Raw genomic sequence first — 18,785 nt, forward strand, 5'->3', positions numbered from 1 at the left:
GCCTTCGGCCGGATGCCGGTCACCGGCGGGCCGCCCCGGCCGCCGTCCGCCGCGCAGGCGCGGGTCAGCGCTTGAGCGGGACGCCGCCGGGCGTGTTCTCGTTCGGCACCAGGTACGCCACCGCGGCCTGCGACACCACGCCGATCAGGGCGATGAGGATCTCCTTGCTGAACGCGCCCGCCTGGATCCAGTTGATCACGACCGCGGTGAGGGCCGTGATCAGCGCCGCCCACCACTTGCGGGTCGGCATGAGGGACTTGGCGCCGGTCACGTCGTTCACGTCGCACACCTCCGGGGGGTCGGGCCGCCGCGGGTCCGCGGACGCCGTCGCGCCCAATACTCCCCCGCCCGCGCCTTCGCCGGATGGCCGATTGCGGAATCCCCGGACCGGGAGGGCCGTCGCGCCCTAGGAGGCGTCGGGGGCCTCGCGGACGGGCTCGCCGAGCATGGCGCGGGTCGCCTCCTCGACGATGTCGCGCATGGCCCGTTCGGCGGCCTCGGGGTCCCCCGCCTGCACCGCCTGCGCCACCTCGGCGTGCCAGCGGATCGCCGCGGGCTCGGGCCGGGCGGGGAACAGGTGGTGGTGGTGCCGGCCCGCCAGCACGGAGGCCACCACGTCGCCGAGCGCGCCCAGCATCTCGTTGCCGGACGCCTCCAGCAGCGTGCGGTGGAACAGGATGTCGGCCTCCAGGTAGGCGTCCAGGTCGCCGGACTTGGCGTGCACCGCCATCTGCATGACCGCGCCGGTCAGCGTGCCGCACTGGGCGGGGGCGGCGCGGCGGGCGGCCAGCGCGGCGGCCACCGGCTCGACCCCGCGGCGCAGCTCGCTCAGCGACCGCAGCTGCTCGTCGCGGCCGTCGCCGTCCAGCCGCCAGCCGATGATGCGCGGGTCGAACAGGTTCCAGGCCGAGCGCGGGGCGACGGTGACGCCGACGCGGCGGCGGCTGCTGACCATGCCCATGGACTCCAGCACCCGGATCGCCTCGCGGATCACCGACCGGGACACCCCGAACCGGGCCTCCAGCTCCTCGATCCGCAGCACCCGGCCCGGTGCCAGCTCCTCCGAGGTGATCAGCAGGCCCAGCTGGTCCAGGACGCTGCCGTGCAGTCCGGCTTGGTCATTGCCCCCCATGGCCACCAATCATCACACGTAAGCCGCCGTATCCAGGGAGTCGGGGTAAAAAATCAGACTTATACAGGTCAGGTGTTGTTAACGGCTGATGAATCGTGTCACACTCTGGCAAACGTCATCCGAGAGGTCGATGTCATGGACACAGCCCGCGGCTCCGCCGCCCCGCTGCTCGTCGTCATGGGCGTCGCGGGGTCCGGAAAGACGACCTTCGGCGCCGCGCTCGCCCGGCGGCTGGAGGTGCCGTTCGCCGACGCCGACGACTTCCATCCGCCCGGCAACATCGCCAAGATGTCGGCCAGCATCCCGCTGGACGACGCCGACCGGATGCCCTGGCTGCGCGCGATCGGCGTGTGGCTGGCCGGGCATGCGGCGGGCGGCGGCGTGGTGACCTGCTCGGCGCTGCGGCGCGCGTACCGCGACGTGCTGCGGGCCAAGGCTCCGCAGGTGGCGTTCGTGCACCTGCACGGCGACCGCGAGGTCGTGCGGCGGCGGGTCGCCGAGCGTCCCGGCCACTTCATGCCCGCCTCCCTGGTCGACTCCCAGTTCGACACGCTGGAGCCGCTCGGCCCGGACGAGCGCGGGATCGTCCTCGACCTCGACGCCCCCGTCGAGGCGCTCGTCGACGCCTACCTGGACGCGGCGCCCGACGCCGCGGCGGCGCCGCCGCGCGAGGTCTGAACCGAAGCCCCTGCCCCAGGGCTTCGCTCGAAGGCCCTGATCCAAGGGCCCCATCCCGATTCCCTCCCCCCGCCCGGAAGGCGGGAGTCCACCCCGGAGGTTCCTGATGACAGGCTCCGCCCTCACCGCGCTGGCCCTCGCCCCGCCCGAGGAGCCCATCGCCGGCGGCGGCCGGCTCGTGCTGGCCGCGCTCGCCGGGATCGCGCTGATCGTCGCACTGATCACCTGGCTGAAGGTGCACCCGTTCCTCAGCCTCACCCTCGGCTCGCTGCTGGTCGGCGGGGTCGCCGGGCTGCCGATGGCCGACGCGGTCAGCGGGTTCGGCGAGGGGTTCGGCAGCACGGCGGCGGGCGTCGGCGCGCTGATCGCGCTGGGCGCCATGTTCGGCAAGCTGCTGGCCGACAGCGGCGGCGCCGACCAGATCGTCGACACCATCGTCGGCCGCGCCGGGCCGCGCGCGCTGCCGTGGGCGATGGCGCTGGTCGGGGCGCTGATCGGACTGCCCATGTTCTTCGAGATCGGGCTCGTGCTGCTGATGCCGGTGATCTTCCTGGTGGCGCGCCGGTCCGGGCTGTCGCTGGTGCGGGTGGGCATCCCGGCGCTGGCCGGGCTGTCGGCCATGCACGGCCTGGTGCCCCCGCACCCCGGTCCGCTGGTGGCCATCGACGCGCTCAAGGCGGACCTGGGCGTCACGCTGGCGCTGGGCGTGCTCGTCGCCCTGCCGACGATCGCGGTGTCCGGGCCGCTGTTCGCCCGGTACGCCGCCCGCTGGGTCGACGTGCCGGCCCCCGCCCTCTACGAGTCGGGCGCCGAGGCGGACTCCGCCGGGGCCGCCCGCCGCCCCTCGTTCGGCGTCACCCTGGCCACGGTGCTGCTGCCGGTCGTGCTGATGATGGGCAAGGCGCTGGCCGACATCTTCCTCGACGAGGGCGACCACCTGCGCACCGTCCTGGACAACCTCGGCACCCCCCTGGTGGCGCTGCTGATCGCGGTGGTCGTGGCGATGTTCACCTTCGGCCGCGGCGCGGGCATGAGCCCGCGCGAGGTGTCGGGGGTGCTGGAGAAGTCGCTGCCGCCGATCGCGGGCATCCTGCTGATCGTGGCCGCCGGCGGCGGCTTCAAGCAGACCCTCATCGACACCGGCATCGGCAAGCTGGTCGCCGACTGGGTGGCCGACAGCGGCCTGTCGGTGCTGCTGCTGGCCTGGGTGGTCGCGGTGCTGATCCGCCTGGCCACCGGGTCGGCCACCGTCGCCACCGTCACCGCGGCGGGCATCATGGCACCGCTGGTCACCACGCTGAGCAGCGGCGAGACCTCGCTGCTGGTGCTGGCGATCGGCGCCGGGTCGGTGTTCTTCTCGCACGTCAACGACGCCGGTTTCTGGCTGGTCAAGGAGTACTTCGGGCTGAGCGTCGGGCAGAACGTCAAGACCTGGTCGCTGATGGAGACGGTGCTGTCGGTCACCGGCCTGGTGTTCGTGCTCCTCCTCGACCTGGTCGTCTAGCGATGCACGGTGCCCCGGCGGTGGGCACGAGCAGCAGCAGCCGCAGCGCCCGCACGAACAGCGCCGCCGCCACCAGCCCGAGCGGCAGCCCCGCCAGGGGCGCGCTCGAGGCGACGGCGAGGACGCGCCCGCCGAGCACCCCGGCGACGCCCAGGTTGTCGCCCTGCCGGCCCGCCGCCGCGGACACCGTGACGACCGCGCAGACGATCGAGACCCCGGCGGCGGGCGCGGCGACGGGCCGGTCGTGCGCCGCCGCCGACACCGCGATCCCCGCCACGACCAGCGCCAGCAGCACCGCCGCACCGAACCAGCGCACCGGCCGCGGGCGCATCTCGACCCGCACCACCGGGGCGGGCCGTCCCCGCCCGACCGCCCACTCCGGCACGCCCGAGGCCCCTCCCGGCGGCCGCGGCCGCACCGTCGCCGGGACGGACGGCAGCCACAACCGCACCCCGCCCTCGTCGAACCCCCGGCCGGCCAGCCGCCGCCACGCCCGCGCGGTGTCCAGCCGCAGGGGCACCCTGCGGCCCGGCCGGTAGGCGCCGGTCACCTCCGCCCTGGCGAACGGGTACCCGCGGCTGGTCACGGTGCGCGCCCGGACGGCGGCACCGGGGAACAGCTCCCGCGCGGCCGCCTCGGCCAGGTCGCGCACCTCGGCGTCCGACCGCAGCCGCCCGGCGGCGCGCAGATCGACCTGCGCACCGCCGTCCGGCATCACCGCGATGTCGAGCCACGCCCCGGGCAGCGCGCGCCCGCCGCCCCCGCCGCACGCCGACAGGGCGAGCAGGACGAGGACGCCCAGCACCGCGAGACGCCCCGCACCTCGCACGGACACTGCCGCCTCCACTTTCCGGTGACCGCCGTCCCACAGGATCGGTGCCGCAGGTCGCGCGCACGTCTCGTTCCGATCGCGTCCGCCTTGCGCCACATCGCGGCCGACGGGCGCGCACGCGTGCCGGTTCCGGCCTGCGGGCGTCCGCATGTGGCCGCTCCACGAGCCCGGCCGCCGCCGGGGGCGCGCCCCTCGCATCGCCGCCGAGGCCGCGGTGATCGCAACTTTTACCGAGGTCAGGGCGAGCGGCGTCCCGGCGGACGCGGAGTCACGCTCCGGTCGAGAGCACGGCGACCGCGTCCCGCGCGGCGTATGGGCAAACCCGCATTTGCGCGAACGCTCGTCCCGGCCGCGCGGCGACGCTTTCACAGGCGCCTCTCGGGCCCCTTCTGGCCGACGGGTTTCTGGGTTACCGTCCCCGCAAGGTCATCTTCGACCGGCCGATCGACTCGCGAGGAGCCCCCGCTCATGTCCGAAGTCATCCGCCTGGACCGCCGCACCATGCTCAGGGGAGCCGCCACGGTGGCCGGCGGCGCCCTGCTCGGCGCCGCGCCCCTGCTGCCGCAGGACGCCCTCGCCGCCCCCCGCGTCCACACCCGCGCCGAATGGGGCGCCCGCGCCCCGCGCCGCGCCGCGACCGTGCTGGACCGCGCCCCCGACCACATCGTCGTGCACCACACCGCCTCGGCCAACACCACCGACTACTCGCTGGCCGCCGCGTTCGCGCTGTCACGGGCGATCCAGAACCACCACATGGACACCAACGGCTGGGACGACACCGGACAGCAGCTCACCATCAGCCGCGGCGGCCACCTCATGGAGGGACGCAACCGCAGCCTCGCCGCCATCCAGGCGGGAGACCACGTCGTCGGCGCGCACACCGCGAGCCACAACGACCACACGATCGGCATCGAGAACGAGGGCCTGTACATGACAGTGCAGCCGACACCCGCGCTGTGGGTGCGGCTGGTCGAGACGTGCGCGTGGCTGTGCGCGGTGTACGGCCTGAACCCCTACACCGCGATCGTCGGTCACCGCGACTACAACGCCACCGCCTGCCCCGGCGACGTGCTGTACGCGATGCTGCCCCGGCTCCGGGACGAGGTGGCCGGCCTCCTCGGCGCGGAGCGCAGGAGCCAGGTGCTCGCCGAACGCAGGCGCGGCGGCCTGCCCGGGCCCCGGTTCCGGTTCGACCACGGCCCGGCCCTGGGGTCCGGCGACCCCGTCCGCGGCTGACCGGCGGCCCGGCTCAGACGCCCGCGGTCTGCGGGACCTCGGTGTCGAAGGCCAGCCGGCCGTCCGCCACTCGGACCCGCACGCGCTGCCCGGAATGCAGCCGCCCGTCCAGCAGCATGGCCGACAGCGGGTTGTCCACCTCGCGCTGGATGGTGCGGCGCAGCGGGCGGGCGCCGAACTCCGGTTCGCAGCCGCGCTCGGCCAGCCAGTCCACCGCCTCGGGGGTGAACTCGGCGGTGACGTCCTGGGCGTGCAGGCGGCGCCGGGTCTCCTCCAGCAGCAGGTCGGTGATCTGCCGCAGCTGCTCGGCGCCGAGCCGGCGGAACACGATGATCTCGTCGATGCGGTTGAGGAACTCCGGCCGCAGCGACTCGCGCAGCCGCCGCATCACCCGCTCGCGCAGCGGGGCGTCCACGGCGCCGGACCCGGCGGTGAAGCCCACGCCCCCGGCGCCCCCGGCGACCAGCTCCGAGCCGAGGTTGCTCGTCATGATCACGATGGTGTTCCTGAAGTCGACGGTGCGGCCCTGCGCATCGGTCAGCCGTCCGTCGTCCAAGACCTGCAGCAGCACGTTGAACACGTCCTGGTGGGCCTTTTCGATCTCGTCGAGCAGGACCACCGCGTACGGGGTGCGCCGCACCGCGTCGGTGAGCTGCCCGGCCTCCTCGTAGCCGACGTAGCCGGGCGGGGCGCCGGTCAGGCGGCTGACGGTGTGCCGCTCCTGGAACTCGCTCATGTCGAAGCGGATCATCCGGTCGGCGGCGCCGAACAGCGCCTCGGCCAGCGCGCGGGCCAGCTCGGTCTTGCCCACCCCGGTCGGGCCGAGGAACAGGAAGCTGCCGATCGGCCGGTTCGGATCGGCCAGGCCCGAGCGCGAGCGCCGCACCGCCTCGGCGACGGCCGCGACCGCGTCGTCCTGCCCGATGACGCGCCGGCGCAGCTGCTCCTCCAGCCGCAGCAGCCGCTCCCGCTCCTCCTCGGTGAGCCGGGCGACCGGGACGCCGGTGGTGCGCGAGACGATCTCGGCGATGTCGACCTCGGTGACCTCGGGGACGGCGTGCGGGTCGGTGCCGCGCTGCTGCGCCCGGCGCACCCGCCGCTCCAGGTCGGCGATCTCGTCGCGCAGCACCGAGGCCCGCTCGTACTGCTCGGCGGCGACCGCGTGGTCCTTCTCCCGGCGGCGGCGCTCCAGCTCCTGCTCCAGCTGCCGCACGTCGGCGGCCGGGGTGCGCACCCGCAGCCGCACCCGCGCGCCCGCCTGGTCCACCAGGTCGATCGCCTTGTCGGGCAGGAACCGGTCGGTGATGTAGCGGTCGGCCAGCCGGGCGGCGGCCACCAGCGCCTCGTCGGTGAACCGCACCTGGTGGTGGGCCTCGTAGCGGTCGCGCAGGCCGCGCAGGATCTCGATGGTGTCCTCGACGGACGGCTCGGGCACCAGGATCGGCTGGAACCGCCGCTCCAGCGCCGCGTCCTTCTCCACGTCCTTGCGGTACTCGTCGATCGTGGTCGCGCCGATGATGTGCAGCTCGCCGCGGGCCAGCGCGGGCTTGAGCATGTTCGCGGCGGTCAGCGCGCCCTCCGCGCCGCCCGCGCCGACCACGGTGTGCATCTCGTCGATGAACACGATCAGGTCGGCCGAGTGCTCGCGGATCTCATCGATGATCTTCTTGAGGCGCTCCTCGAAGTCGCCCCGGTAGCGGGTGCCGGCCACCACGCCCGCCAGGTCGAGCTGGACGACCCGGGTGGCGCGCAGCGTCTCGGGCACCTCGCCGTCGGCGACGCGCTGGGCGATGCCCTCCACGATCGCGGTCTTGCCGACGCCGGGGTCGCCGATCAGCACCGGGTTGTTCTTGGTGCGGCGCGACAGCACCTCGATCGTCTGCTCGATCTGCTCGTCGCGGCCCACCACCGGGTCGATGGCCCCTTCCCGCGCCAGCGCGGTCAGGTCCCGGCCGAACTCGTCCAACGTCGGCGTGCCGGTCGGCGGGGGCGGGGCCTGCCCGCCCTGGGCGCCCTCTGAGCCCGCCTCCTGCAGCGTCTCGGGTGTCAGCCGCACTTTGGCCAGGATGCGTCCTGCGGGCGACTCGGGGTTCAACGGCAGCGCGTACAGCAGGTGCTCGGGGCTGATGTAGGAGGCGCCCAGGGCCCGGGAGATCTGGTGGGCGTCCAGCAGCGCGCGCTTGGCCGCGGGCGTCAGCACGGGCGGGGTGTCGCCGGGCCGGCCGCGCGACACCTCGGACTCGACCTCGCGGGCGATGGCGTCCGGTTCGGTCCCGGCGCGCTCCAGCAGCCGGCGTGTGGCGTCCTGCCGGGTCAGCGCCCACAGCAGGTGGTCGGTGTCCAGGTCCCGGCTGCCCCATTCGGCGGCCTTGGCCACCGCGTCCCGCACCGCCTCCCGCGCCTCCTCGCTCATCAGCCGCCCGATGTCGATGCGGTGCATCGGCCTGCGGCTGTACCCGGGACCGAAGAAGCGGGCGAAGAAGTCCTCGAACGGGTCGCGACCGAACGCCTCGTGCCCGAACATGTCGCCGGTCATGACGTTCCCTTTCGTCGGTCAAAACGGACGATTCCCGGCCCCTGCCCGGAGACGGACCGGCAAAACGGCCGCCCCGTCCGGGCCGGGGCGCCGGCGGCGCGGGGCGGGCGCCGCGTCACACGCCGGTCGCCAGGGTCTCCGGCCCGCCGCGCGGGGACGCCTCCAGGTGCAGCGGGTCCAGCGCGGAGGTGCGGGCGAACCAGCACAGCACGTCGTACCGCTCGCCGAGCCGGGTCGGCACGTAGTTGTCCAGCTCGTGGTCGGGGTCGTACACCGCGCCGATGGCGCGCTGGACGCGGGTGGCGGTCAGCCACCGGGCGCCGGGCGCGGCGGGGAACACGAACAGGGCGCGGTGCAGGCCGGCGCAGGACAGCAGCGCCTCCACCGAGTCCGAGCGCGGCGGCGGCACCCGCATCAGCTCCATCGGCGCGCCCCACCGCGGCCCGGCGACCACCTCGCCGTACCCGCCCGCGAACCCGACCAGCACCGTGTCCGCGGCGCCGTGCCGGCCGCGGACGAGCCGGCCGAGGTTGACCAGGCCCGCGCGGCCCATGTCGGTGCCGCGGGCGTCGCCGACGTGGGTGTTGTGCGCCCACACCACGGCGCGCGAGCGCGGGCCGTGGAACTCCAGCAGCCGCTCCAGGGTGTCGGCCATGTGGGTGTCGCGCGCGTTCCACGACCGCTCCCCGCCGCCGATCATGGCGCGGTAGTAGCGTTCGGCGCCCGCGGCGGCCTCGGCGTTCAGCCGGGCGTCGAACCGCTCGGCCAGGTCGGCGGCCGACTCGTCGGCCGGGGCGGCGCGCCCGCCGGCCGCCCGCCGCAGCCGGGTGAGCAGGGCGAGCACCTCCTCCGCGCAGTCCTCGGGCACCAGCCGGGCGTAGCCGCGCGGGTCGTCGCCGTACGGCTCGAAGCACCGGTACGCCTCGCGCGCGGCCGCCAGGTGCTCGGGCCGGTGCTCGGCCAGATGCACCATGACGGCGCGCAGCGAGTCCCGCAGGCTGTAGACGTCCAGCCCGTAGAAGCCGACGCGCCGCTCGGGCGGCAGGGCGGCGTTGTGCCCGCGCAGCCAGCGGCAGAACGCGACCGTCTCGTGGTTGGCCCACGTCCAGGCGGGCCAGCGGCGCAGCGCGTCCAGCGCCGCGCGGGGGTCGCCGTCGGCGCCGGGCGCCCCGGTCACGCTGCGGTGGACGCGCCGGCAGTCGGGCCAGTCGCCGTCGACCGCGACGAACGAGAACGCCCGTTCGGCGATCAGCCGCCGGGTGAGCGCCGCCCGCCAGGCGTGGTACTCGTGGGTGCCGTGGCTGGCCTCGCCGAGCAGCACGCAGCGCGCGTCGCCGATCCGGTCCAGCACCGGGTCGAGGTCCGCCTCCTCCTCGATCGGCAGGGCCGACCGCGTCACGTCGTCGATGTCGGGCACGGCGCCCCCTTTCGGCGTTCGGTCCGGGTCCTCCCCCGGTTCCCCGTCCGCGCGCGTCGATGCACCGCGCTGCCCGCGCCCGGCGCCCGGGCGGCGGCGCCGGCGCCCCGGCCGGATTCGGTCACCTGTCAATAGGCCGTGGAAGGTCGGTTTTCTCGGGCCAGTCAGGGGATGATCGGTATGCGGCCCTGGGACGGGGAGCGCTCCCCACGTTCCGCCGGACCCGTCCCGCCCGGTCGCCGCCGGCGACACGGTGGGCCGCCCGCTGCCGACGGGGGTCGGCTGTCGAGCCGAGGGTGAGGTGACCATGTTCGACGACGGGTCCACGTTTCACGACGGGGCCACGTACCACGGCGGATCCGGAAACCACCGCGGAGCGGCGTCGCGCGGGCCGGCCGGGTGCCACGACCGACCGGCGGAACGGCGATGAGCGAGCCGGAGATGATCATCGCGGCGCCGCCGGCGCCCGCGTCCGCACCGTCCAGGCCGTGGGCGACGGCGGGCGAGGCGAACCTGGCGCGGTTCTACGACCTGCTGCTGGGCGGCAAGGACAACTACGCCGCCGACCGAGACCTGGCCGAACGGCTGCTGCGCGTCCAGCCGCACGCCCGCACGGCCGCCCGGGAGAACCGGGCGTTCGTCGGACGGGTCGTGCGCGCGCTGGCCGAGCACGGCGTCGCCCAGTTCCTCGACATCGGCTGCGGCCTGCCGACCCGCGAGAACGTCCACCAGATCGCCCAGCGCCACGCGCCCGGCGCGCGGGTGGTGTACGTCGACCACGACCCGATCGTGCTGTCGCACGCCCGGGCACTGCTGGCCGACGACGGCAACGTCAGCGTGGTGGGCGCCGACCTGCGCGACCGCGACGCGCTGCTGGAGGCGGTGACGGTCTCCGCGCCGCTGGACTGGACGCGCCCGGTCGGGGTGCTGCTGACCAGCGTGCTGCACCATCTCACCGCCGACGACCGCCCGCACGAGCTGGCCGCCGGGCTGCGCCGCGCCATGCCGCCCGGCAGCGCGCTGGCGGTCTCCCACCTGACCGCCGACCCGGCGCCGGGCGCGGTGGCCGAGGCCGCGGCGCTGTACGCGGCGGGCTGCGGCGCTCCGCTGGTGCCGCGCGGGCGGGCGGAGGTGGCGGCGTTCATCGACGGCCTGGAGCCGCTGGAGCCGGGGGTGGTGTTCACCTCCGAGTGGCGTCCGGAGGGCCCGGTGCGCCCGCCGGACCAGGCGCTGATGTACGCGGCCGTCGGCCTGCGCCGCTGAGCCGCCCCGGCCGCTGCCCGGCGTCCCGAAAGCGGGCGGGTCCGGCCGGGCGCAGGCGGGCACGGGCGGGACGGTCGGCGGGGGCCTCGCGCGGGGCGGCCAGCAGATCGTCCAGCAGCCGCTCCCACCGGGGGCCGACCAGGTCGAGGCCGTAGCCGCGGGCGGTGGCGGCGGCGCGGGCGCCGAGCCGGTCGCGCAGGCCGGCGTCCTCGATCACCCTGCGCAGCGCGGCGGTGAGCGCGGGCACGTCCTCGGCGGGCACCACCAGGCCGTCGCGGCCGTCGCTGATCATCTCGCCGGGGCCGGTGGGGCAGTCGAACGCCACCACCGCCAGGCCCTTGCCCATCGCCTCCAGCAGCACCATCGGCATGCCCTCGAACCGCGACGACAGCACGTACACCGAGGCCCGCGTCATCTCCCCGGCCAGGTCCGGGGTGCGGCCGCACAGCCGCACCCGGCCGGTCAGCCCGTGCTCGGCGATCGCCGCGCACAGGGCGTCGCGCCGGGGTCCCGCGCCGAAGATCCGCAGCGTCCAGTCGGGGTGCGCGGCGGCCAGCGGCGCATAGGCGCGCAGCAGCAGGTCGAACCCCTTCTGCCTGGTCAGGCGGCCGGCGGCCAGGATCACCTTGGCGGTGCGCGGGGACGGCCCGCCGGGCAGCTCCGGCAGCGCGTTGGGGATGCGCACCACCCGGGTCGGCGCGCCCGCCAGCACCTCCCGGTAGCCGGTGCGCGACGCCTCGGTCAGCACGGCCACCGCGGTGAGCCGCCGGTAGGCGCGGGCGATCTGGCGGCGCAGGCCGGGCCGGTAGGCGGCCAGGTTCATGTGGTCCTGCCCGATGGTGACCACGCCGCGTCCGCCCAGCTCAGCGGCGAGCAGGTTGAGCGACGGCCGGGTGCCGACCAGCACGTCGGGCGCGGGGCCGCGCAGCGCGCGCAGCAGGCACAGGTCGGTCCACAGGCTGACGGTGCGGAACGAGGCGTCGTCGACGGGCACCAGCACGCTCGGCAGCCGCGTCAGCAGGCGCCCGATCCGCCCGGGCGGCGGGGTGCGGCGGTCCTCGGCGAACCGCACCGTCACGTCCGGGGAGATCGGGAAGAACGGCTCGGCCCGGCGGCGGACCACGCTGACGATCTCCACGTCGTACCGCCGGGCCAGGTGGCCGGCCAGGTTGAGCACCGTGCGGACGGTGCCGCCGGTCCCGTGGGCGTGCTGCAGCAGGATCCGCACGCGCGGCCGCCGCGCCCCGTCCGGTGGTCCTTCCGCCGCCGCGACGCGGGTTGCGCCCCACGGCGTCGGCCTGCCGGGCATCAGGGGCCGCACCGTCCACAGGGCCGCCCTCCGCACGCCCCGGTGCGCGACCGTCAGCACCCGCCGCCGACCGCGCCGCAGCCTCCGGCGGACGGCGCCGCGCACGTTCCGCGGTGTCCCGCGCCGCGCCCGGCGCCGTGCACGTCGTTGTCCAGGCACCATGCGGCGTCCCCCGATCCCCGGAAATTCCTAATGGAATATTTCCCGAGATGTCGCCATATCAACGATGCGCCGCGGCCGGAGCCGGTCGCCGGGGGACCACCGGACGGCTGCCCGGGGGCGGTCCCCCGGCGGACGGTTCAGCAAGTCGGTCCAGGCGGATGGTTCAGGCGGTGGTGACCTCGCGGTCGAGGGCGCTGCCCTTCACCCAGCGGTTCCAGCTCATCTGGTAGTAGCTCCACCCGTTGTTCCACTCCAGGCGGCGCGCACTGCCGGTGATGATCACGATGTCGCCCCGGTAGGACCAGTTGTAGAACCACTTGGCGTAGGCGGGCGGGGAGTTGACGCAGCCGTGGCTGACGTTCTGGCGCCCCTGCGCCCACACCGTGCTGGCCATGGAGTGGACGTACTCGCCGCTGTTGGAGATCCGCACGGCCCACGGGATGACCTCCCGGTAGCCGCCGTTCTTCTTGTCGTTGGGATCGACGCCCATCCACTCCGACGTCATGATCGCCGGGTTTTCCTTGCCCATGGTCAGGTGGATGCCGCTGGTGGTCAGGAAGGTGTCGACGCCGTTGACCACCCGGCCGCCCTTCCCGGCGCTGATCGGCCAGCTCTTGACCCGCTGGCCGTTGCTGGTGGCGACCATCCGCTTGGTCTTGGTGCTGACCTTGGAGATGTGCGCGTCGCCGATGGTGAACCGGCGGGCCACGTCGTTCACCCCGTAGGTGCGCTTGCCCGCCTTGACCCCGGCCAGCCGGGCGCGGAAGGTGACCGTCTGGTTGGCCTGCCAGTAGGTGCCGTTCTTGGTACGGAAGATCACCTGGTTGGGGGCCGTCCAGTACCACGCGCCGGTGGCGGGCTTGGTGGACTTGACCTCCAGCGCCTGCTCGACCGCGCGCCTGTCCTCCACCGCGCGGTTGAACGTCACGATGATCGGCATGCCGACGCCGACCTTCTCGCCCTGCATGGGCGTCACGTCGGAGACGTTCAGCGCGACCGGGGCCTTCATCGTGGTGAAGGTGCTCTGCACGCTGGTGCTCTTGCCCTGCGGGCTCTTGGCCACCGCCGTCACCTGGTACTGGCTGCCGGGCCGCAGGGTGCGCGACTGCCAGCTGGTGCGGTCCTGCGACAGCCGCCCTTCCACCGGCTTGCCCTTGCGGGTCAGCGTGACCTGCTCGATCACGCCGCCCGTCACCCGCACCGTCACCCCCTGGTCGGGGCGCGCCCGGCCGCTGCCGTTGCCGGGGGTGATCGTCACCTGCGGGGAGCCGGCCTCCCCCTTGCCGCCGACGGTGACCCCGTCGCCGTCCTCGCCGCCGGAGCAGGCCGCCAAAAGCAGCAGCGCCCCCGTCACTCCCGCGCCCGCCCGAACTCCTGCGGAAACCCTCCGCTGCACCTCTAACCTCCAGGACCCCGCCCGTCTACCACCGGAACATTAGCGACAAATGAGGTTCTTGTTGTCGCCAATCGGGGTATTCACCAAGGCTTGGGCTCGGAGTGATGCCGCGGGTCGCGGGCGGCCGCCGGGCCGGCGGCCGCCCGCGGCCGGAGGGTCGGGATAGGGCGGCGGCGCGCTCAGGACAGCGCGCTGCCCTTCTTCCACTCGGCGAACGACAGCTGCCAGAAGCTCCAGCCGTTGTCCCACTCGACCTTGCGGGACGTGCCCGTGAGCTCGATCACGTCGCCGCGCTGCATGATGTCGTAGTACCACTTGGCGTTGGACGGGCTGACGTTGAGGCAGCCGTGGCTGACGTTGGCCGACCCCTGCGAGCCCACCGACCAGGGCGCCGAGTGCACGTACTCGCCGCTGTTGGAGAAGCGGACCGCGTAGTTCACCTTCTGCTTGTAGTAGCCCGGGTCGCCGGGCTTGCGGCCCGGCGCCTCCATGATGACCGGGTTGCCCTTCTCCATCAGCAGGTGGACGCCGCTGGTGGTGGTGTACTCGCGGGTCGTGCCGTTGCCCGCGCTGAACGGGATGGTGCGCAGCTTCCTGCCGTCCCGCGTGACGGTCATGTGGTGGCTGTTGATGTTGCCCTTGGTGATCTGGGCGGCGCCGATCTGGATGGTCTCCTGGACGTCCTTGGCGCCGTAGACCCCGTTGCCGAGGTTCAGCCCGGCCAGCTGGGCGCTGAAGCGGACCCGCTGGTGCGCGGCCCAGTACGTCTCGGTGCGGTAGACGACCTGGTCGGGCGCCACCCACCGCCAGGCGCCGGCCACCGGCTTCTCCGGCGTCACCTGCAGCGCCCGCTCCACGGCGGCCCGGTTGGTGACCGCCCGGTTGAACCGGACGAAGATCGGCATGCCGACGCCGACCTTCTCGCCCTCCACGTTGGGCGTGACATCGATGATCGACAGCGTCTTGGCCGGCTTGAGCGTGGTGAACGTGCTGCTCACCGTCTCGGTCTTGCCGTCATGGCTGACCTGCGCGGTCACCGTGTAGGAGGTGGCGGGGGCGAGCGTGCGGTCCGACCGCCACGTCTTGCGGTCGGCCGACATCTTCCCGGTGATGGTCGAGCCCTTGCCCTGCACGGTGACGTTCTGCAGGGTGCCCTCGGACGCCTTGACCTCGATGGGCCCGTCCGGCCGCACCGAGGCGGCGCCGTTGGCGGGGGTGATCGTCGCCACGGCCGTCTTGCCGGAGGCCAGCTCCCCCGAGCCGCCGTCGCCGCTGCAGCCCGTGACCAGGACGAGCACGGCACCGGCGCCCCCGGCCACCGTCAACGCCAAACGACCCTTGTCGCCCACGAAAACCACCACTGTTCTTGAATGTTTGCTTACTCGGAATCTATCCGAGAAGGAGAGACGCTCCGCCCGACGGGAAAGTTCGCCGCGTGTGAGAGATGTGACGCGGCCGTCGAAGGGGTCGCGGGCGCGGCGTTCAGGCGGCGGACGGCGCGGGCGCGGCGCCGGCCGGGGCCGCGGCGTGCTCGCCGGTGACGTGCCGCAGGCACCGCCGGAAGCCCCACACCGACACCGCCGCGGCGGCCGCGCCCAGCGCGGTCACCAGGCCGGTGCGCACCCACAGGTACGTGCCGATCGACTCATTGAACAGCATCCACAGGCTGATCAGCGCGTTGGCGAAGAAGACCAGCGACCACAGCAGCGAGATGCGCAGGAAGAACCGCCGGACGCGCTCGTGCCGCAGGAACGCCTCGGGCAGCGGCACCATGTCGGTGGCCAGTTTCTGGGCGAGGGGGCGGCGCAGCGGCACCGACGCCAGGAAGGCCATGCTCACCGTGAGCGTGCCGAGCGTGGGCTGCAGGAAGTACACCACCGCGCTGTGCGTGGCGGCCGCCAGGGCCGCCCGGACGGTCACGCCGAGCGCGGCCAGCACCAGCATCGCCGACACGCCGTGGCCGCGCCACCAGCGCCAGGCGATCCCGCCGTAGACCCAGGTGACGGCGGCGGCCAGCCCGCCGTTGAGGCCGAGCAGCGCGAACGCGGCGTAGAACACCGCGACCGGCGCGATGACGCCCTCGACGAAGCGCGGCAGGGCGTGCCGGAGCAGCGTCGTCAGGCGGGGCATCTCGACGGCGTGGTGGCCGGCCCGGCCCGCGGAGGCCGGGTCTGCGGGGCTCGGGTCTGCGGAGGGTGCGGAGGGTGCGTCCATGAGGCGCTGCGTCCCCGAATCGGCTCGGTCCGGGCGGGCGGGGCTGGTCACGACCCGCCCTACGGTACGTGATGCCGCGCACCGGATTGCACGGTTTCACCCCGAATGGCCGCCATGCCGACGCCTCCCTCCGGCGGTGTGCCGTCACGGTGAGGTTCGGGCCGGGCGGCGGCGGGGCTCAGTCGGGCCGGGTCGAGTCGGGCGCGGTCGAGTCGGGCGCGGTCGAGTCGGGCGCGGTCGAGTCGGGCAGGGCCGATCCGAGCTCCTCGTCCGGTTCGTCGGGCAGGACGGGTGGAACGTTCCGCGCGGCCGCGTAGATGGCGCGCAGCGTCACGGCGACCGAGGGACGGCGCACGCTGGCCGCCCGCGTCACCGCGTACACGTCGCGGGTCAGGTCGCAGTCGGGGATGCGGCGCACCGCCACCTCCCGGTCGCCGGCCGCCAGCGCCAGCGCCGGGATCGCGGCGATGCCGATGCCGCGCGCCACCAGGCTGAGGATGGTGTGCAGGCCCTCGAACTCCCACGGGATGGGCCGCCGCCCGCCCACGGTGTCCAGCAGCCGGTCGACGGCCTGGCGGGACGGCTCGCCGGTGGGCGCGGCCATCCACGCCTCCTCGCGCAGCTCCTGCAGGTCCACGGGCTTGGCCGGGTCGGCCATGGGGTGCCGGGCCGGCACGACCAGCACCAGCGGGTCGCGGCACAGGTGGAAGAACTTCAGCGTGGCGGGGGCGTGCACGGCCAGCTTGCCGGTCCAGTCGTCGACCAGCGCGATGTCGACCTCGCCGCTGCGCACCTGGCGGATGCCGTCGCCCGGCCGGGTCTGCCGCAGCACGAACGTCAGCTCCGGATGGTCGGCCAGGCTGCCGGCCAGCGCCGGGGCGAACGCCACGGCGGCGGTGGGGAAGGCGGTGACGACCACGCGGCCCATGGGGGCGTCGGCGTTGGCCGACAGCTCGGCCTCGGCGGCCTCGACCAGGGTGAGGATCTCCTCGGCCCGTTCGGCCAGCCGGCGCCCGGCGTCGGTCAGCTCGGCGCTGCGGGCGGTGCGGTCCAGCAGCGCCACCCGCGCCTCCCGCTCCAGCGCGGCCAGCTGCTGGGAGACCGCGGAGGGGGTGTAGCCGAGCGCCGCGGCGGTGGCGGCGATGCTGCCCCGGCGGGCGAACTCCGCCAGCAGCCGCAGCCTGCGCACTTCGAGCATCAGCTCATCTTATGGTCTGCATCGATGAGACTCGCTTGTGATGACGCTTTTTGTGGGAAAACATCGAGTCGAGCCCGGCCGGGTCACTTGCGGGGATCCCTGTGTAACTCTCCGTGTACATCAGCATGCCCTGGAGCATTTGAATGCCAGTCCAGAACGAGTCCACCGAGGCGACCTCCTCCACCGGGTCCAGACCCTCCGGCGCCCGCCGGGTGCCCCTGTCCCCCACTCTCGCCATCAACGAGGCGATGGCGCGCAAGCGGCGCGAGGGCGTGCGGGTGCTGCCGCTCGGGTTCGGCGAGGCCGGGCTGCCGATCCACCCGGCGCTGGCGCGCGAGCTGGCGGCCGGCTCCGACCGCGGCGCCTACGGGCCGGTCGCCGGGTCGGCGGCCCTGCGCGCCGCCGCGGCCGGGTACTGGAGCCGGCGCGGCCTGCCCACCGAGCCGGGGATGGTGGTGAGCGGGCCGGGCAGCAAGGCGCTGCTGTTCGGCCTGGTGATGTCACTGGGCGGTGAGATCGTCATACCGACGCCCAGCTGGGTCAGCTACGCCGCCCAGGCGACGCTGGCCGCCGAGGGGGCGCTCCAGGTCGCCACGCCGCCGGGCGAGGGCGGGGTGCCCAGCCCGGCGCTGCTGGCCGACGCGGTGGTGCGGGCCCGCGGGCAGGGCCGCAGGGTCGCCGGGGTCGTGGTGACGCTGCCGGACAACCCGACCGGCACGCTGGCCTCCGAGCAGACCGTGCGGCGGCTGTGCGAGGTGGCGCGCGAGCTGGACCTGGTGATCATCTCCGACGAGATCTACCGCGACCTGGTGCACGACCCGTCCCGGCAGGTGCCGAGCCCGGCGGCGTACGCCCCCGAGCGCACCGTGGTGACGACGGCGTTGAGCAAGCACCTGGCGGCGGGCGGCTGGCGGATCGGGGTGGCCCGGCTGCCGGAGGGCCCGATCGGCGAGACGCTGCGCGCCGACCTGCTGGGCGTGGGCAGCGAGATCTGGTCCAGCGCGCCGGCGCCCATGCAGCACGCGGCCGCGTACGCCTTCTCCGAGCCGCCCGAGCTGGTCGAGCGGGTCGACCGCAGCCGCCGCCTGCACGCCGTGGTGGCCGGCGCCGTCACCGCCCGCTTCGAGGCGGCCGGGGCGCGCGTCCCGTCCCCCGAGGGCGCCTTCTACGTCTACCCCGACTTCGAGCCGCTGCGCGAGCGCCTGGCCGCCGACCACGGCGTGCGCACCGGCGCCGACCTGACCGGGCTGCTGCTGGAGCGGTACGGCGTGGGCGTGCTGCCGGGCGTGGCCTTCGGCGACGACGAGCAGGCGCTGCGCATGCGGGTGTCGTCCAGCCTGCTGTACGGGGAGACCGAGGAGCAGCGCCTGGCGGCGCTGGCCACCCCCGACCCGCTGACGCTCCCCTGGATCGCCGACTCCCTGGACCGGCTCAGCGAGGTCCTGGAGGCGGTGACCACCCCGTTGCCCCTGGCCGCCCCCGCCACCTGCTGACCCCGCCGCCTGTCGGCCCCGCCGTCTGCCCACCCCCGGCGGGGCCGACCCGAACGCCACGGCGGCTCACCGGCCGCCGTGGCCTCGCCGTGTCCAGGGGCACCGCCTGCGGCGCGTGCCGGCGAGGGGGGCGGCCGTCCCGGGCCCGGGTGCTGCGGGCCGGGCCCGGGACGGCCACGGGGCCCTGGCCGCCGTGTCAGGCGCGCCGAGGGCCTTGACGAACTCGCCGGCCGGCGGCGCCGAGCTGCGGACCTTCCTCACCGTGCACCGCTCCGGCTCGTTTACGGCCGCGGCCGCGCTGCCGGGGCCGGCGCAGCCGACCGTCACCCCGCAGGTGCGGGCGCTGGAGCGGCGGCTGGCCCGCCGCGTGCTCGAGCGGCCGCCCCGCGGCGTGGCCCCGACGCCCGTGGCCGTC

At 74.7% G+C, this 18,785-nt stretch carries 16 protein-coding genes; 6 read left to right on the plus strand and 10 right to left on the minus strand.

Annotation, left to right across the window (positions count from 1 at the left end; translation table 11 throughout):
- Positions 1-64: 64 nt before the first annotated feature.
- Positions 65-280: a hypothetical protein gene (locus tag ABD879_RS18975; RefSeq protein ID WP_345022806.1), complete on the minus strand. Its 216-nt coding sequence runs from the start codon at positions 278-280 to the stop codon at positions 65-67.
- 126 nt (positions 281-406) lie between these two features.
- Positions 407-1,132, minus strand: coding sequence for a FadR/GntR family transcriptional regulator (locus ABD879_RS18980; RefSeq protein ID WP_345022807.1), 726 nt, complete (start codon positions 1,130-1,132; stop codon positions 407-409).
- Positions 1,133-1,267: 135 nt separating this feature from the next.
- Between ABD879_RS18980 and ABD879_RS18985 the strand changes: the two genes are divergently transcribed.
- Both ABD879_RS18985 and ABD879_RS18990 read left to right on the plus strand, forming a co-directional pair.
- Positions 1,268-1,810 (plus strand): gluconokinase, encoded by a 543-nt coding sequence (locus ABD879_RS18985; protein WP_345022808.1) that lies wholly within the window; start codon positions 1,268-1,270, stop codon positions 1,808-1,810.
- 106 nt (positions 1,811-1,916) lie between these two features.
- Positions 1,917-3,314, plus strand: coding sequence for a GntP family permease (locus ABD879_RS18990; RefSeq protein ID WP_345022809.1), 1,398 nt, complete (start codon positions 1,917-1,919; stop codon positions 3,312-3,314).
- On the opposite strand, the gene ABD879_RS18995 is transcribed toward ABD879_RS18990, so the two are convergent.
- Positions 3,271-4,149: a hypothetical protein gene (locus tag ABD879_RS18995; RefSeq protein WP_345022810.1), complete on the minus strand. Its 879-nt coding sequence runs from the start codon at positions 4,147-4,149 to the stop codon at positions 3,271-3,273. The two genes, ABD879_RS18990 and ABD879_RS18995, sit on opposite strands and share 44 nt — an antisense overlap.
- A 465-nt stretch (positions 4,150-4,614) precedes the next feature.
- Here ABD879_RS18995 and ABD879_RS19000 point away from each other — a divergent pair, with 465 nt between their 5' ends.
- Positions 4,615-5,382 (plus strand): peptidoglycan recognition protein family protein, encoded by a 768-nt coding sequence (locus tag ABD879_RS19000; protein WP_345022811.1) that lies wholly within the window; start codon positions 4,615-4,617, stop codon positions 5,380-5,382.
- Between the two features lie 13 nt (positions 5,383-5,395).
- Here the strand turns inward: ABD879_RS19000 and ABD879_RS19005 are convergent, their stop codons facing one another.
- Both ABD879_RS19005 and ABD879_RS19010 read right to left on the minus strand, forming a co-directional pair.
- On the minus strand, positions 5,396-7,918 hold the full coding sequence (locus ABD879_RS19005) for an ATP-dependent Clp protease ATP-binding subunit (protein WP_345022812.1): 2,523 nt from the start codon (positions 7,916-7,918) through the stop codon (positions 5,396-5,398).
- A gap of 115 nt (positions 7,919-8,033) precedes the next feature.
- Positions 8,034-9,335 (minus strand): erythromycin esterase family protein, encoded by a 1,302-nt coding sequence (locus ABD879_RS19010; RefSeq protein ID WP_345022813.1) that lies wholly within the window; start codon positions 9,333-9,335, stop codon positions 8,034-8,036.
- Positions 9,336-9,761: 426 nt separating this feature from the next.
- On the opposite strand from ABD879_RS19010, the gene ABD879_RS19015 reads away from it, so the two are divergent.
- A complete protein-coding gene (locus tag ABD879_RS19015; RefSeq protein ID WP_345022814.1) occupies positions 9,762-10,598 on the plus strand; it encodes an SAM-dependent methyltransferase in 837 nt (278 codons plus the stop codon).
- Here the strand turns inward: ABD879_RS19015 and ABD879_RS19020 are convergent.
- The 5 genes from ABD879_RS19020 to ABD879_RS19040 form a co-directional block, all read right to left on the minus strand.
- Positions 10,516-12,012, minus strand: a complete 1,497-nt coding sequence (locus ABD879_RS19020; protein WP_345022815.1) for a glycosyltransferase family 4 protein — start codon at positions 12,010-12,012, stop codon at positions 10,516-10,518. The genes ABD879_RS19015 and ABD879_RS19020 overlap by 83 nt on opposite strands.
- Before the next feature lie 220 nt (positions 12,013-12,232).
- Positions 12,233-13,423, minus strand: a complete 1,191-nt coding sequence (locus tag ABD879_RS19025) for a L,D-transpeptidase (RefSeq protein ID WP_345022816.1) — start codon at positions 13,421-13,423, stop codon at positions 12,233-12,235.
- 221 nt (positions 13,424-13,644) lie between these two features.
- Positions 13,645-14,814: a L,D-transpeptidase gene (locus ABD879_RS19030; RefSeq protein ID WP_345022817.1), complete on the minus strand. Its 1,170-nt coding sequence runs from the start codon at positions 14,812-14,814 to the stop codon at positions 13,645-13,647.
- Positions 14,815-14,947: 133 nt separating this feature from the next.
- A complete protein-coding gene (locus tag ABD879_RS19035) occupies positions 14,948-15,595 on the minus strand; it encodes a VC0807 family protein (protein WP_345022818.1) in 648 nt (215 codons plus the stop codon).
- Between the two features lie 262 nt (positions 15,596-15,857).
- Positions 15,858-16,877, minus strand: a complete 1,020-nt coding sequence (locus ABD879_RS19040) for a LysR family transcriptional regulator (RefSeq protein ID WP_345022819.1) — start codon at positions 16,875-16,877, stop codon at positions 15,858-15,860.
- A 248-nt stretch (positions 16,878-17,125) separates the two neighbouring features.
- On the opposite strand from ABD879_RS19040, the gene ABD879_RS19045 reads away from it, so the two are divergent.
- Positions 17,126-18,370: a pyridoxal phosphate-dependent aminotransferase gene (locus tag ABD879_RS19045; RefSeq protein ID WP_345022821.1), complete on the plus strand. Its 1,245-nt coding sequence runs from the start codon at positions 17,126-17,128 to the stop codon at positions 18,368-18,370.
- Positions 18,371-18,584: 214 nt separating this feature from the next.
- Positions 18,585-18,785: helix-turn-helix domain-containing protein (locus tag ABD879_RS19050; RefSeq protein ID WP_345022820.1), on the plus strand; the 201-nt coding region annotated here is incomplete at its 3' end.

The organism is Actinomadura keratinilytica (genome assembly GCF_039539665.1).
In the GTDB taxonomy this organism is placed as follows: domain Bacteria; phylum Actinomycetota; class Actinomycetes; order Streptosporangiales; family Streptosporangiaceae; genus Spirillospora; species Spirillospora keratinilytica.